Raw genomic sequence first — 15,282 nt, 5'->3', positions numbered from 1 at the left:
ACCACAATGGGCCCGTGCCTACGAAGAAGTCCGTGAACAAGACCCGGCCCGCGACCGGTGCCGCCGCCCCCGAGCGGCGCGGCGAGCTCCTGCACACCGCGGCCGAGGTCTTCGCCGAGCAGGGTTACAACGCCACCACCGTCCGTAAGATCGCGGACCACGCGGGCATGCTCGCCGGCAGCCTCTACTACCACTTCGACTCCAAGGAATCGATGCTGGAGGAGATCCTGCGCACCTTCCTCGACGAGCTGTGGTCCGGCTACGACACCGTGCTCGACGCGGACCTCGGCCCGCGCGAGACCCTGGAGGCCCTGGTCACCGAGTCCTTCCGGGAGATCGACCGGCACCGCCCCGCCGTCGCCATCTACCAGCGCGAGGCCAAGGCCCTCGTCGCCCAGGAGCGCTTCGGGTTCCTCGCCGAGTCGCAGCGCCGCTTCGAGAAGAGCTGGCTGACCACCCTGGAGCGGGGCGTCGCCGACGGTGTCTTCCGCGCCGACCTCGACATCCGGCTCACCTATCGGTTCGTCCGTGACACCGTGTGGGTCGCCGCGTCCTGGTACCGGCCCGGCGGCCAGCACAGTCCCGAGGAGATCGCCCGCCAGTACCTGTCCATGGTGCTGGACGGAATCGCCGCGCGGTGAGGATCGTGCTAAGGTTGTTCGCGTTGCAGTTTTGGTACCCATAGACTTTATGTGCGCCTGACGGGAATGTTCCTCAGGCGCATTATTGTTTTTGCCGGGGAATTTCCGGAATGGGGACTGCTACCTATTCAAGGAGATTTGATATGGCCACCGGTACCGTGAAGTGGTTCAACTCGGAAAAGGGCTTCGGCTTCATCGAGCAGGACGGCGGCGGCGCCGACGTCTTCGCCCACTACTCGAACATCGCCACCTCGGGCTTCCGTGAGCTCCAGGAGGGCCAGAAGGTCACGTTCGACGTGACGCAGGGCCAGAAGGGCCCGCAGGCGGAGAACATCCTCCCCGCCTGACCAGCATCACCGGGCCGGGGTCCGCACCGCTGACGGTGCGGGCCCCGGCTCATGCTGTCCCCGTCCCCGGAAGGCATGCCGCATGGCCAGCTCACCCCGCCCGTCCCGCCGTCGCAGTCCCCGCCCCGCCACCGCAGGCGGCAAGCGCCGCGCCCCCGAGCAGCAGCGCCGGCAGCAGCCCACGCCGCCGCGCGAGTTCACCATGCCGGAGAACACCACTCCCGCGCTGCCTCCGGTCGACACCTTCGCCGAACTCGACATGCCCGCAGCCCTGTTGAAGACGCTGACGGCGCAGGGCGTCACCGCGCCCTTCCCGATCCAGGCCGCGACGCTGCCCAACTCCCTCGCCGGACGAGACCTGCTCGGCCGCGGCCGCACCGGTTCCGGCAAGACCCTCGCTTTCGGGCTTCCGATGCTCGCCCGCACCGCCGGTGCGAAGGCCGAGCCGCGCACCCCGCTGGCCCTCGTGCTCGTCCCCACGCGCGAACTCGCCCAGCAGGTCACCGACGCCCTCACCCCGTACGCCACCTCGCTGCACCTGCGCATGGCCACCGTCGTCGGCGGCATGTCGATCGGCCGCCAGGCCGGTCAGCTGCGCCGCGGCGCCGAGGTCGTCGTCGCCACCCCCGGCCGTCTGAAGGACCTCATCGAGCGCGGTGACTGCGACCTGTCCCAGGTCCGCATCACGGTTCTCGACGAGGCCGACCAGATGGCCGACATGGGCTTCATGCCGCAGGTCACCGCGCTGCTCAAGCAGGTCGAGGCGGGCGGCCAGACGATGCTGTTCTCCGCGACGCTCGACCGGAACGTGGACCGACTCGTACGGCAGTTCCTCACCGACCCCGTCGTGCACTCGGTCGACCCGTCCGCGGGCGCCGTCACCACGATGGAGCACCACGTCCTGCACCTGCTCGACGAGACCGACAAGAAGGCCGTCACGGCGCGCATCGCCGCCCGCGAAGGCCGCGTCATCCTCTTCGTCGACACCAAGCGCTCCGCCGACCGGCTCGCCAAGCGGCTCCTCGCCAACGGTGTGTACGCGGCTCCGCTGCACGGCGGACGCAGCCAGCCGCAGCGCAACCGCACCCTGGAGCAGTTCAAGGACGGCCGGGTCACCGCCCTCGTCGCCACGAACGTCGCCGCGCGCGGCATCCACGTCGACGACCTCGACCTCGTGGTGAACGTGGACCCGCCCACCGAGCACAAGGACTACCTGCACCGCGGCGGCCGTACCGCCCGGGCCGGCGAGTCCGGCAGCGTCGTCACGCTGGTGCTGCCCGAGCAGAAGCGCGACGTGCAGCGCCTGATGCGCGACGCCCAGATCCAGCCCCGTACCACGCAGGTCCGCTCCACGGACGAGGAGCTGGTGACGATCACCGGCGCCCGCGAGCCGTCCGGCGTGGCCGTCGTCATCGCCGTGCCCGAGCCGACCGCACCGGCCGCCGCCGCGAAGCCGCGCCGCTCGCGCCGCTCCCGCGGTGCCGGTTCCGGCAACGGCGGTACGGGCCGTGCGTCCGGCGGCGAGGGCCAGCAGCGCTCCTCGGCAGCCGGGTCCGGCGGCCGCCGCCGCTCCGGCACGGGTGCCGGCGCGGCCGGTGCGAGCGCCGCCGGTGCCGGTGGTGCCCGGCGCGGTCGCGGCCCGCGCGGTCCGCGCAAGGCCGCCGCGTAACACAGCACTCCTGACGGGCGCGGTTCACTCGATGAGCCGCGCCCGCAGCATGTCCACCGTGCACCGGTCGACGCCGAGGCCTTCGGTGACGTACCGCTTGAGGCCGCCGTGGTCGGCGCGGACCTGGTCGAGGGCCGCCGCGAGGTACTCCGTGCGCACCTCCTGGAGCGGGATCAGCAGCTCCGGGTTCCGCATCATCCCTGCCTGTCTCAGGCCCTCGCGCAGCTTCGCGTCGTACGCCGCGCGGAACGTGTTCGACGCCAAGTAGTCGGCCACCGCGTCCCGTTCGGACACACCGAGCAGCCGCAGCAGGACGTACGTCGTCCAGCCGGTGCGGTCCTTGCCGGACGTGCAGTGGAACAGCAGGGCGCCCCGGCCGCCGTACGCGATGTCGTGCAGGGTCGCCGCGAACCGCGCGCGGTTGTCGGCGCTGGTCACGAACATGGGGTAGACGCCGCGCATGAACGCCGCCGCCCGGCCGCCGCCCAGCATCTCTTCCTGCCGCACCGGGTCCTTGGAGCCGATGGCGGCGAGGATCCGCGCGTACAGGCCGTTGTCGGTGACCGGGCGCGCGACGCCGGTGACGCCCGCGGGCAGCCGGTCCGCACCGTCGTACTGGACCTCCAACGGGACGCGGTAGTCGACTACTTGACGGAGCCTCAGTGCGCCGAGCGTCGTCACGTCGCTGTCGGTGAGCTTGCTCAGGGCGTCGGCACGGTAGACCAGGCCGTGGCGGACCCGGCCGCCGCGGCCGGCCCGGGGGCCGCCGATGTCGCGGACGTTCACCGCGCCCTGGAGCGGGATCTGCCGGATCGGCGGGGCGCCGGGCGCGGCGGTGGCGGCGGCCGGGGAGAGTGCCGCGGCCGTCAGCGTGCCGGCGGTGACGGCGAGCACCCGGCGCCGGGAGAGAAGCGCGTTCGTGCGAGTGGCTGGCATGTGTGAACTCCCTTGCGGAAGCGGCCGGTCGGCGGCCTGGGATCACCCTGGTGTCGGCAGGGCGGCGAGCACGTGCCGGGCCTCGGCCAGTACGCGGTCGACGAGCTCCGCGCAGCTGGGCAGGTCGTCGATGACCCCCGCGACCTGGCCCGACGCCATCACGCCGAGGTCGGTGCGGCCCTCGACCATGGAGGCCTTCAGGAGCATCGGGGTGTTCGCGGCGAGCAGGACCTGGCTCCAGGTGAGGTCCTTGCCGTGCTTCATGGCGAGCCCGTCCCTGACCATCCGCGGCCAGGACAGGCCGGACAGCCTGCGGAACCCGGCGGCGCGCCGCACCGCGTGCAGCAGCGCCCGCGAACGGCCCGCGTTCTCCAGGGAGTTCACGAGATCCGTGCGCAGCATGCGGTGCGGCAGACCGTCGACCGCCCGCGTCACGGTGACGTCCTTCACCGACGCCGCGAGGTAGCGGGCCTTCACCGCGTCGGGAACCGTGGAGTCGGAGGTGAGCAGGAACCGCGTCCCCATCGCGACGCCCGCCGCTCCGTAGGCGAGCGCGGCGACCAGGCCGCGTCCGTCGTGGAAGCCGCCCGCGCCGATCACCGGGATGTCCACCGCGTCCACGACCTGCGGCAGCAGCACCGACGTCGCCACCTCGCCGGTGTGGCCGCCGCCCTCGCCGCCCTGCACGATCACCGCGTCCGCGCCCCACGCCGCGACCTTCTCCGCGTGCCGGCGCGCCCCGACCGACGGGATGACGATCACGCCCGCGTCCTTCAGCTCGGCGATCAGCTCGCGCGAGGGGGCGAGCGCGAACGAGGCGACCTTCACGCCCTCGTCCACGATGATCCGGACCCGCTCGCGCGCGTCGCCCGCGTCGGCCCGCAGATTCACCCCGAAGGGCTCGTCGGTACGGGACTTCACCTCCCGTACGGAGGCCCGCAGTTGACCGGCCGTCATGGTGGCGGAGGCGAGGATGCCCAGCGCCCCCGCGTTCGCCGACGCCGAGACGAGCCGGGGACCCGCGACCCAGCCCATCCCGGTCTGGACGATCGGATGGCGCACACCGACCAGCTCGGTCAGGGGCGTGCTGATCGTGAACGCGGCGCCGCTGCTCATGCCGACGGGACCTCCCGCTCCCGCGTCCCCCTGGGGTCGACGACCTCCCGGATCAGCCGCAGCTCCTCGGGCGTCGGCTCCCGGGTGAACGGCACCGCGCCGCCCTCCGGCAGGGCCGGCGCGAAGCCGGTCGCCGCCCGCACCTCGTCGACCGTGACCCCCGCGTGGACGGACGCGAGGCGCATCGTGTGGTCCGGCGTCTCGAAGTCGAGCACCGCCAGATTCGTCACCACGCGCGGGATGCGGTGGTAGCGGGTCGCGGAAGGGCCGGCCGCGGCGGCACTGTCGTAACCCACCCCGCTGATCATGTCGACCTTCTCGACGAAGACCCGCCGACTGTGCTTCGGGACCCAGTAACTCACCGGATTGTTCAGCGTGTTGACGGGTGCGCCGCGCACGCCGAGCAGCTGCCGGTCGGGCCGCTCCCAGGCGCCGATGCACGAGATGTTCTGGTTGCCGAACCGGTCGAGCTGGCTCGCGCCCATCATCACGTGCCGCTTCCCGCCGGTCACCATCGCCAGATGCTGCCGGTACGGGAGCCAGCCCTCGGCCGCGCCGTCGAGCCCGACGAGCGTCGCCTCGCCGTCGGTGAGCAGCAGATCGGGGGCGAAGGTCCGCTTGGCGAGCCGCGCCCCGATGCCCGGGATCAGACCCATGGGGCTCGCCAGCACCTCGCCGTCGTCCCGCCAGGCGTCGGCGCACGCGATCACGCAGTACTCGGCGCGGGTCACCCCGGTGGTGGTGCCGGTCGTCGTGGTCGTCACTTCTGCTCCTCGTGCCAGGCCTGTACGGCGGACTGGTACTGCTTCTCGTCGCCCCCCGGCGGCAGGAAGCGCTCGGCGAACTCGGGCCAGGGCGTGGTCGCGTACAGCTTCTGGAAGGGCTCGTCCCGGTCGTGGTCGGGCACGCAGGAGGTGAAGTGCGCCCCGTTCGGCGTCTCGACGACGCCCGTCACCGCGTACCGCTTGATGAGGAGCGTCTGCGGCACGACGTCGCTCCCGAAGCCCTCGACCAGCCGCTCGCACGACATGTACGCCGCGTCGGCCGCCTCGCAGAACAGGTCGTCGAAGTACGGGTCGGGGCCCAGGTACTGGCCGTTGCCGTGCCGGTCCGCGCGGTTCATGTGCACGAGCGCCGCGTCCAGGCGCAGCGCGGGCATCGCGACGAACGTCTCCCCGTCCGCGTACGGCGAAGTGACCGTCCGCAGGCGGGGGTTGACGCGCATCACGTCCGAGCCCAGGCCCGCCCGCACCGGCAGGAACGGCAGCCGGTTCGCCGCCGCGTGCAGGCCCCACATGAACATCGCCTCGTCCAGCTCCTCCATCGCGAACGCGCCCTGCTGGCGCGCGGCCCGGAAATGCGGTTCGAGCGGGATCGAGTCGAGCGTCGCGAACGGGGCGACCAGCTTGCGGATCCTTCCGGCCGCGGCGAGCAGTCCGACGTCGGGACCGCCGTACGAGACGACGGTCAGGTCCCTCACATCGCTGCGCAGCAACGCCCGTACCAGCGCCATCGGTTTGCGGCGCGAGCCCCAGCCGCCGATACCGACGGTCATCCCGCTGCGCAGCCGCGCGACGACCTCGTCGGCCGTCATCGTCTTGTCGGTCATGGCGGTGCTCGTCGGCCTCTGGTCCGGCATGGTCATGTGCCCTCCTGTCCGAACGTGTCGCGGACCCGGTCGGCGACGCCGCTGAGGTTCGCCTCGAAGGTGAAGCCCTGCTCGAAGCGGTAGCTGCGGTGGACGTCGACCGGATCGATCCCGTTCAGCGCGGCCTTCGCGAGGCGGATGAGATGGCCGTCCTTGCGGGCGATGTCGCGGGCCAACTCCAGTGCCGCCGCACTGAGTTCAGGGCGCGGGACGACCTTCCACACCGAGCCGTGCGCGTGCAGCTCGGCGGCCGTCGCGGTGCGCGAGGTGTAGAACAGGGCGCGCATCAGATGCTGGGGGACCAGGCGGGAGAGATGGGTGGCCGCGCCGAGCGCGCCCCGGTCCAGCTCCGGCAGGCCGAACGTGGCGTCGTCGCTCGCCACGATCGCGTCCGCGTTCCCCACCAGGCCGATGCCGCCGCCCAGACAGAACCCGGCGACGGCCGCCACGACCGGCACCTCGCACTGGTACACCGCCGAGAACGCCTCGTAGCAGCCGCGGTTGGCGCCGAGCAGCGCGCTGTGGCCGCCGCCCGGCGCGGCGGTCTCGCGCTGCATCTCCTTGATGTCCACCCCCGCGCTGAACCCCCGGCTGTCCTCGGCGGCCGTCAGCACCACGCAGCGCACATCCGGGTCGCGACCGGCGGCACGCACCGCGTCCGCCAGGTCGTACCAGCCGCGCACCGGCAGCGCGTTGACCGGAGGGAAGTCCACCGTGACGACGGCGATCCCCTTTTCGGGTGAGGAGGTGGAGACACCCATGGCGCTCAGCTACCTTTCCACCTAACGTTTGTTTGGTGAGCATGACCGTAGCAGGGGACGGGGGTCAGTGGAATGGGTCGGGGAGAGAGCCTGAAGGGGCGGGTCGCTGTGGTGACGGGCGGCACCAGGGGAGTGGGCGCGGGGATCGCGAGCGCCTTCGCGCGGGCCGGGGCGCGCGTCATCGTCTGCGCCCGCAGACCGCCCGAAGTACCGCCGGACGACTGCGAGTTCCGGCCGCTCGACCTGCGGGATCCCACCGCCGTACGGGACTTCTTCGCCGACCTCGACCAGGTCGACGTCCTCGTCAACAACGCGGGCGGGACGCCCTACCGGATGCTCGGCGAGAGCGACGCCGAGCGGCACGCCCGCGTCATCGAGCTGAACCTGACGGCACCGCTGACCGCGTCCCTCGCCGCGCGCGAACACCTCGCCGCCGCCCGCGGATCGATCGTGATGATCGGCAGTGTCAGCGGCACCCGGCCCTCACCGGGCAGCGCGGCATACGGGGCGGCGAAGGCGGGCCTGGAGAACCTGGCACGGTCGATGGCCGTCGAATGGGCCCCCGGGATACGGGTGAACACGCTGGTCCTCGGCATGGTGCGCACCGAACTCTCGTCCCTGCACTACGGGGACGAGGCGGGCATCGCGGCCGTCGGCGCGACGGTGCCGCTGGGGCGGCTCGCCGAACCCCGCGAGATCGGCGAGGCGGCGGTGTTCCTGGCGTCGGACGCCGCCGCGTACATCACCGGGGCGAGCCTGCTCGTGCACGGCGGCGGGGAGCGCCCCGCCTTTCTCGACGCGGCAACGGTCAACAAGGAGGCGTGACATGACGGAGCAGGGTGGGTCGACGGTGGGCGGCGGCGGGCTGTGCGCGGGGCGCGTGGTTGTGGTGACCGGAGCGGGGCGCGGCCTCGGCCGGGCCCATGCGCTCGCCTACGCGGCAGAAGGGGCGAAGGTCGTCGTGAACGACCTGGGGGTGGGGCTCGACGGACAGCCCGCGCCCGACAGCCCGGCGGCCCACGTGGTCGACGAGATACGGGCGTCGGGCGGCGACGCCGTGGCCCACGGAGGTGACATCGCGACGTCCGAGGGCGCCGCCTCGCTCGTCGCCGCGGCCGTCGACACCTTCGGGCGGCTCGACACGCTCGTGAACAACGCCGGGTTCCTGCGCGACCGGATGCTGGTCAACCTCGCCGAGGACGACTGGGACGCTGTGCTGCGGGTCCACCTCAAGGGGCACTTCCTGCCGCTCAAGCACGCCGCCGCCCACTGGCGCGCCGAGGCGAAGGCGGGCCGCACCCCCGTCGCCCGCGTCGTCAACACCTCCTCCGGAGCAGGCCTGTTGGGGTCGGTCGGACAGGGCAACTACAGCGCCGCCAAAGCCGGGATCCTCGGCCTGACGCTGGTCGCCGCCGCCGAGATGGGCCGCTACGGGATACAGGTCAACGCGATCGCACCGGCCGCCCGGACCCGGATGACCGAGGCCACGTTCGCCGAGACGATGGCGGTCCCCGAACCCGGCGCCTTCGACGCGATGGCCCCGGCGAACGTGTCGCCCCTGGTGGTGTGGCTGGGCTCCGGCGCACCGAGTGCCGGGGTCACCGGCCGCGTCTTCGAGGTCGAGGGCGGCCGGATCACGGTGATGGAGGGCTGGCGCCCGGGCCCGACCATCGACAAGGGCGCGCGGTGGACGCCGTCCGGGGCGGGCGAGGCGGCGCGGGAGCTGGTGGAGCGGGCGGGGGTGCCCGGGGCGGTGTACGGGGCTTCTTGAGGAGCCCCGTCGAGACCGGGGCGGGCCGCCGGGTTCCGGCCTGGCGTGAGCGCGTGGGCACCGGGCTGTTCGTGGGGCGCGGGGATGCGCTCGCCGTGCTGGAGCGGGTGCGGCGGGATGCCGGGGGAGGTGTGCCGCAGCGGGTGCGGCGGGGCGCCGGGGAGGTGTGCCGCGGCGGGTGCTCGTCGAAGGGGCCGCCGGGGTCGGCAGGACCGACGCCGCGGCGGGTGCGGCGGGACGCCGGGGGAGGTGTGCCGCGGCGGGTGCTCGTCGAAGGGGCCGCCGGGGTCGGCAGGACCGCAGCTGCCTCGCGCACCCGCCCGCCACCGCTGCCCGGCCCAGCCGTCACCGTCGGCAACGAAGCCCGGCACGCCCCCTCAACTCCGGCGCGGCAGCGTCCACTCCAGCCGGTTCCTGACCCGTACGTCGGTCAGGGCGCGGGCACCGTCCTGCGCCACGTCCCGCGCGTAGTCGCCGGGGGCGGCGCAGGCGAGCAGGCGCGCGAGGGTGTCCACGGCGCGCCCGTCCTGCCGCACGGCGAGCCCGCGCGCCGCCTCCGCGGCCACGTCGTCCCGCGGATCGTCCAACAGCCCGGCCAGCGCGTCCCGCACCGCACGGCCGTCCGCCCCGCTTCCGGCGAGTGCGGCCGCGGCCCACGTCCTGACGTCGGGATCGGCGTCGCGGCAGAGGCCGAGCAGCGCGTCGACCGCGGGGGCGGCCGGGGTGGTGGCACCGCCGGTCAGCCCGCACAGCGCGAGGGCGACGGCCCGCCGGACGCCGGAATCCGGATGCCGGGCGAACCGGACCACTTCCGGGGCGGCGGCGGGGTCGTCGGCCCGGCCCAACGCGCCGATGACGGACCGCAGTTCAGGCCCGCCGCCCCCGGCCCCCGCCGTCCGCGCCGCACCCCGCAGCGCCGGAAACGCCCGGCGGGCGAACGGGCGGGCCCCGTCCGCGCCCGGGGTCCCCAACTGGCCCAGCACGTCCGCAGCGAAGGCGCGCCGCAGCGGGTCCCGGTCCGCGCACCACGCCACCGCCGCACGGAACGTCGGCTCGTCGCCGCGCCGGCGCAGCACCTCCATCGACTCGATCCAGTCGTCGTTGTCCGGGTCCCCGCAGCGCACCGCCCGGTCGGCCAGTTCTGCCGCGGGGGTCGCGATGCCGAGGGAGGACTCCAGAAGTGTGGCGATCGCGGCATGGCCCGTCTGCTGATGGTTGCCGCGCGTCGGGCGTCCCGTCCCGTCGAGCAGTTCGACGACGACCGTCACCCCGCCGTCCTCCCGGAACCGCTGGACCACCGCCTCCAGCGCCTGCGCCCCTTCCGGGGACGTGTCGCCCGCCGCCGACGCCAGCAGCTCCGCCCGCAACCGCTCCGCCACGTCCACCCCCAGCCACCGCCGCGCCTGCGCGAGCGCCTCCTCGCGCCCCGCCGCCCCGTGTTCCAGCAGGGCCCGCACACATCCGGCCGATCCGCGCCGCGCGGCCACCACCAGCGGCAACTCCCCGCTCGGGCCGACGAGTCGGGGGTCCGCGCCGCCGTCGAGCAGGGCCCGCACCACCGGCTCGTGCCCCAACTGCACCGCCCACGTCAGCGCCCGCCAGCCGCCCTGCTCCACCTCGTCGGCCCGCGCCCCGGCCGCGAGCAGCGCCCGCACGACCTCGACGTGCCCGCCGCACGCCGCCCCGCACAACGGCAGGTCCGTACCGCTGCTCAACCGGTCGGGGTCCGCCCCGGCCGCGAGCAGCAGTCGTACGATGCCGGGCGCGTCGCACATCGCCGCCCGGTACAGCGCGCTCTCCCCGTCCGCGTCGCACACCTCGCCCGGGACCCCGGCCCGCAACAGCCGCACCACCGCGTCCTCGTCACCGTCGTGCACCGCCTCGAACAGGCCGGACACCTCCGCCTTCCGCTCGTCTTCCATGCATCGAGCGTCACCCGCTGACCCCCCGAACGCAAAGCAATTCCGGGCAAAAGGGCATCGGCGCTACCAGGGTGGGGCTACGTGTCGCACTCAAGGACCGTGCGGCACAGCCCGCACCGCGCCCGCACCCGCCCCCGCACCGGAACCCGGATCCGCTGATGGCACGTAGGACAGGGGAACGCCACCCGCAGGCCGCCCCGTCCCTGCGGACCGTCCGCCGAGAACGTGTAGGGGCCCGCGGGCGCGGGGCCGCGCGTCCCGTGGTCCTGCGCGTAGCGGCGGTCCTTCGCGTACCGGCGCCGGCCCGCCCAGCCCGCGGCCGTCAGCGGCGGCTGCTGCTCGTCGCGGCGCGCCTGCGCGAGACCCTTCGCGTACGCCGTGTACGCCTGCGCACTCGTGAACCACGTCTCCGGCGCCTCCCCGAACGCCAGCGACCGCTTCGCCAGGACGTACCCGAACTCCTCCGGCGTCAGATAGCCGAGCTTCTGCGACGACGCCCCGTCCTCCCGGTAGGCGTCGAGCAGCAGCCAGCCCGCGCCCAGATAGGTGGCGGCCGTGTCCGTGAGGATCTCGTTGTCCCGCGTGCCCGGGAACTCCAGGCCCAGGCGGTGCAGGTACACGTGCATGACCTCGTGTGCGAGCGCCGCCCCGATGTCCCTGCGATGCGTACGGAACCGGTCGTTCAGCTCGATGAAGTACTCGGGCCCCGCCGCGAGTTCGACGCTCGCCGCGTGCTGCATCTCGCGGAAGCTCACGATCATCCGGGCGTCCGGCAGCCGGTAGTGGCGTACCAGTTCGCGCGCCACCCGCTGCGCCCCCATGTGCAGATCGTCCTGGTCGCAGAACGCCACGTCCGCCGGGGCGACGCTCGTCGCGAAGGTGTGCACGGTGTCGTACGAGAGGCGCTTGTACAGCGCGGTGACCGCCGAGCGGACGGTCTCCAGATGCGGGTAGCCGTGCACCACCGGTCCGCCGTTCGCCACGTGCGCACCCCCAGGGGCCGCCGGGCCGTGTCGCTCCGGGGCCCGCGCCCGGACCCGGCGACTCCCAGAGTACGGCGGGCCCGCCGCCCCCGAACAGCACGCCAGGGCGCAGGGAGCGGTGACGGGAGACAGCCGCTGGTGACCGGGGAGCCGGGGCATTAGTCCAACACCTGCCCCTCCTTTGTCCATGGGCCCCCTCGCCCCACCCGGCGCATCGTGATCGACGCCGTGACCGGCACCGTGACCGGCACCGTGACCGACGCCGTGATCGACGCCCCCAGCCGCCGTGAGAAGGAGTGCGCCGTGCCCGTGCAGCCCACAGGCCAGCAGCAGCCGCCGCAGAACCCGGAGCGTTCACCCGGATCGGGGGCCCCGGACGGCGGCGGGCCCAGTCGCCGCGCGGTCGTCGCCGCGGGCGCCGCCGCCGGGGCGGGCACCGCGCTCGGCCTGACCGGCCGCGCGACCGCCGCCACCCCCACCGCTTCCGACGCCGCCACCGAGGACGCCGTGATCCGCTCCCACGACCTGGACGTCCGTGTCGCCGCCGGCTTCCCGGCCGTCGTCTCCTACACCGACCGCGCCACCGGAGCCGTCCTGCACGCGCAGCCCGACCCGGTCACCACCGTCCTGATCGACGGCACCGCGCACACCCCCGCCGTGACGCGCACCCTGGCCGACGACCACGCCGACTACCGGCTCGTCCTCGCCGGGGGCGCCGCCGTCATCGACGTACGCATCACGGTCGAAGGCCACCGCGTCGACTGGCGCGTCACCGGCCTCACCGACACCGACGCCCTGCGCGTCGGCACCCTCCAGATCCCCGGCCTCGCCCTCCTGTCCGTCCGCAGCGACCAGCCCGGCGCCGCCCTGCTCGCCGCCAAGGTCCAGCTCGACAAGGCCAGGAGCGGCGACACCCTCGTCACGCCGAAGGCCGACAGCCCGGCCGAGGCCGCCACCGGATGCGCGTACGCCGTCGTCGCCCACGACACCCTCGGCGGCGCCATCGAGACCAACACCAGCTACGACAAGCCGACTTCGGCAGCCGGCACCACCTGGGAGAACGGCCGCCTGTGGCGCGAGACCGTCCGCACCGCCGACGGACAGGCCGCGGTCCGCCTCGCCCCCGGCCAGTGGACCCACCGCGCGGCGACCGCCCCCGTCGACGCCACCGAGCCCCTCCCGTACGCGACGGTGATCATCACCGGGGACCGCAACGGCGACGGGACCGTCGACTGGCAGGACGCCGCCACCGCCTTCCGCGACATCGCCCACACCCCCCGCGGCGCCGACGAACAGCACCTGCGCGTCGTCCCGCACATCCCGTTCAACTTCGCCTCGCAGGCGACGAACCCGTTCCTGGCGACCCTCGACAACGTCAAGCGGATCCACCTCGCCACCGACGGCCTGCGCCAGTACACGCTCCTCAAGGGCTACCAGTCCGAGGGCCACGACTCCGCCCACCCCGACTACGCGGGCAACTACAACACGCGCGCGGGCGGCCTCGACGACCTCAACACCCTTCTCCGCAAGGGCAAGGAGTGGAACAGCGACTTCGGCGTCCACGTCAACGCCACCGAGTCCTACCCCGTCGCGAACGCCTTCTCCGAGACCCTCGTCGACAAGACCGACGAACAGTGGGACTGGCTCGACCAGTCCTACCGCATCGACCAGCGCCGCGACCTCGTCTCCGGCGACATCATCAAACGCTTCGCCGACCTGCGCCACGACACCGACGACGGCCTCGACACCCTCTACATCGACGTGTTCCGCGAGTCCGGCTGGACCTCCGACCGCCTCCAGCGCACCTTCCGCGACCAGGGCTGGAACGTCACCACCGAATGGGGCCACGGCTTCGAACGCTCCGCCCTGTGGTCGCACTGGGCCACCGAGACCGACTACGGCCCCGACACCTCGCGCGGCATCAACTCCCAGCTCATCCGCTTCATCCGCCACCACCAGAAGGACGTCTTCGCCGACAAGTGGCCGACCCTCCTCGGCATCGCCCGCATGGGCAACTTCGAGGGCTGGACCGGCAAGACCGACTGGACGTCCTTCTACCGCCTCATCTGGACCGACTCCCTGCCCGCCAAATACCTCCAGGCCCAGCCCGTCAGAACCTGGGGCGAGCACGAGATCACCTTCTACGGGGACACGAAGACGTCCGTCAGCGACGCGACCGGCGCCCGCCGCATCACCACCGACGACCGCCTCGTCTACGACGCCGGCACCTACCTGCTGCCGTGGGAACCGCGCCGCGCCACCGACCCGCCGAAGCTGTACCACTACAACCCCCGGGGCGGCACCAGCAGTTGGACCCTGCCGCGCGGCTGGACGGACCGCACGCACGTCGCCCTGTACCGCCTCACCGACCAGGGCCGCGTCTTCGTCTCGTACGTGGATGTGGACCGCGGATCCGTGACCCTGAAGGCCGACGCCGACCAGCCCTACGTCCTCTACAAGGACCGCGCCGACCTGGACCGCGACCCCGCCTGGGGCGAGGGCACCCCGCTGCACGACCCCGGCTTCAACTCCGGCTCCCTGAAGGGCTGGACGGTCACCGGACCCGCCTCCGTCGAGCGCAACGCCCTCGGCGACCACGAACTCGTCATCTCCTCGGGCCCCGCCGCCTCGGTCGCCCAGCGCCTGACCCGCCTCGCCCCCGGCAGCTACGCGGCCTCCGTCCAGGTCGAGGTCGGCGCCAAGGCGGGGGAGCGGCGCAAGGCATCCCTGGAGGTCCGCACCGCGGACGGCGTCACCGCCGCGAACTGGACCACCACGTCCACCGCCGTCAACCATGTCGCCGCCGACCGCAAGCACGACACCCGCTTCCAGCGCATGACCACGTACTTCACCGTCCCCGAGGGCGGCGGCCCCGTCACCCTCGCCCTGCGCGCCGAGTCCGGCAGGGCCCGCGTCCGCTTCGACAACGTCCGCGTCGTACGGGCCACCGCGCCCGCCCTGCCCCAAGGCACCCTCGCCGACGAGGACTTCGAGCACGTGCCGCAGGGCTGGGGCGTCTTCGTCAAGGGCGACGCGGGCGGCTCCACCGACCCGCGCACCCACATCGCGCAACGCCACGCCCCGTACACCCAGCGCGGCTGGAACGGCAAGGCGATCGACGACGTCATCGACGGCACGCAGTCCCTGAAATCCCGCGGCGAGAACACCGGCCTCGTCTACCGCACGGTCCCGCACACGGTCCGCTTCGCGCCGGGCGTGCGTCATCGCGTCTCCTTCCGCTACGAGAACGAGACGGCCGGCCAGTACGCGTGGATCACCGGGGTCGACAGCCCGGCAGCGAAGGAGCTCTCCCGCGAGGACCTGCCGGTCGCTATCGGGCCGACGGAGTTCTCGTACGAGTTCACGGCGCCGGAGAAGGGAGAGGCCTGGGTGGGTCTGCGTAAAACCGGGGACGACGGTTCTGCGGAGTTCGCCATGGATGCGTTCAGGGTGACGGTGGCCTGACCGGCGCCGGGCGCGCTTGATCG

General features: G+C 73.3%; 13 protein-coding genes. 6 read left to right on the top strand and 7 right to left on the bottom strand.

The genetic code is table 11. The features are described from left to right. Positions 1–14: 14 nt before the first annotated feature. The 3 genes from AB0L37_RS13445 (at position 15) to AB0L37_RS13435 (ending at position 2,657) form a co-directional block, all read left to right on the top strand. Positions 15–641 carry a TetR/AcrR family transcriptional regulator gene (locus AB0L37_RS13445; protein ID WP_365503886.1) on the top strand — a complete coding sequence of 209 codons (627 nt, stop codon included), beginning with the start codon at positions 15–17 and terminating at the stop codon, positions 639–641. 143 nt (positions 642–784) lie between these two features. Continuing rightward, positions 785–988 (top strand): cold-shock protein, encoded by a 204-nt coding sequence (locus tag AB0L37_RS13440; RefSeq protein ID WP_005318814.1) that lies wholly within the window; start codon positions 785–787, stop codon positions 986–988. A gap of 82 nt (positions 989–1,070) precedes the next feature. Continuing rightward, complete coding sequence (locus AB0L37_RS13435; RefSeq protein ID WP_365503884.1) at positions 1,071–2,657, top strand: DEAD/DEAH box helicase; 1,587 nt, start codon at positions 1,071–1,073, stop codon at positions 2,655–2,657. A 24-nt stretch (positions 2,658–2,681) separates the two neighbouring features. On the opposite strand, the gene AB0L37_RS13430 is transcribed toward AB0L37_RS13435, so the two are convergent. Genes AB0L37_RS13430 through AB0L37_RS13410 form a run of 5 tightly spaced genes read right to left on the bottom strand, consistent with a single transcriptional unit; the run spans position 2,682 to position 7,118 of the window. Continuing rightward, positions 2,682–3,593, bottom strand: a complete 912-nt coding sequence (locus AB0L37_RS13430; protein ID WP_365503882.1) for a tyrosine-protein phosphatase — start codon at positions 3,591–3,593, stop codon at positions 2,682–2,684. Positions 3,594–3,635: 42 nt separating this feature from the next. Beyond that, complete coding sequence (locus AB0L37_RS13425) at positions 3,636–4,685, bottom strand: nitronate monooxygenase (protein WP_365504239.1); 1,050 nt, start codon at positions 4,683–4,685, stop codon at positions 3,636–3,638. 20 nt (positions 4,686–4,705) lie between these two features. Beyond that, positions 4,706–5,473, bottom strand: a complete 768-nt coding sequence (locus AB0L37_RS13420) for a CoA-transferase (RefSeq protein ID WP_365503880.1) — start codon at positions 5,471–5,473, stop codon at positions 4,706–4,708. Further along, a complete protein-coding gene (locus AB0L37_RS13415; RefSeq protein WP_365504237.1) occupies positions 5,470–6,318 on the bottom strand; it encodes a CoA-transferase in 849 nt (282 codons plus the stop codon). The genes AB0L37_RS13420 and AB0L37_RS13415 overlap by 4 nt, the downstream gene beginning before the upstream one ends. Before the next feature lie 32 nt (positions 6,319–6,350). Beyond that, positions 6,351–7,118: an enoyl-CoA hydratase family protein gene (locus AB0L37_RS13410; protein WP_365503878.1), complete on the bottom strand. Its 768-nt coding sequence runs from the start codon at positions 7,116–7,118 to the stop codon at positions 6,351–6,353. Positions 7,119–7,190: 72 nt separating this feature from the next. On the opposite strand from AB0L37_RS13410, the gene AB0L37_RS13405 reads away from it, so the two are divergent. Both AB0L37_RS13405 and AB0L37_RS13400 read left to right on the top strand, forming a co-directional pair. After that, the gene (locus tag AB0L37_RS13405; protein ID WP_365503876.1) at positions 7,191–7,943 is read left to right on the top strand and encodes an SDR family oxidoreductase; all 753 of its coding nucleotides are present in this window, start codon (positions 7,191–7,193) and stop codon (positions 7,941–7,943) included. A 1-nt stretch (position 7,944) separates the two neighbouring features. Continuing rightward, positions 7,945–8,889 carry an SDR family oxidoreductase gene (locus AB0L37_RS13400; protein ID WP_365503874.1) on the top strand — a complete coding sequence of 315 codons (945 nt, stop codon included), beginning with the start codon at positions 7,945–7,947 and terminating at the stop codon, positions 8,887–8,889. A 377-nt stretch (positions 8,890–9,266) separates the two neighbouring features. On the opposite strand, the gene AB0L37_RS13395 is transcribed toward AB0L37_RS13400, so the two are convergent. Beyond that, positions 9,267–10,811 (bottom strand): ankyrin repeat domain-containing protein, encoded by a 1,545-nt coding sequence (locus AB0L37_RS13395; protein WP_365503872.1) that lies wholly within the window; start codon positions 10,809–10,811, stop codon positions 9,267–9,269. A gap of 77 nt (positions 10,812–10,888) precedes the next feature. Further along, entirely contained in the window at positions 10,889–11,794 is a 906-nt protein-coding gene (locus AB0L37_RS13390; RefSeq protein WP_365503870.1) for a hypothetical protein, read from the bottom strand. Between the two features lie 309 nt (positions 11,795–12,103). Here AB0L37_RS13390 and AB0L37_RS13385 point away from each other — a divergent pair, with 309 nt between their 5' ends. Next, the gene (locus AB0L37_RS13385; RefSeq protein WP_365504235.1) at positions 12,104–15,259 is read left to right on the top strand and encodes an endo-alpha-N-acetylgalactosaminidase family protein; all 3,156 of its coding nucleotides are present in this window, start codon (positions 12,104–12,106) and stop codon (positions 15,257–15,259) included. Positions 15,260–15,282 lie beyond the last annotated feature (23 nt).

Origin of the sequence: Streptomyces sp. NPDC052225 (assembly GCF_040679615.1) — a bacterium.
Taxonomy (GTDB): domain Bacteria; phylum Actinomycetota; class Actinomycetes; order Streptomycetales; family Streptomycetaceae; genus Streptomyces.
This window is presented reverse-complemented; position numbering and strand designations above follow the sequence as displayed.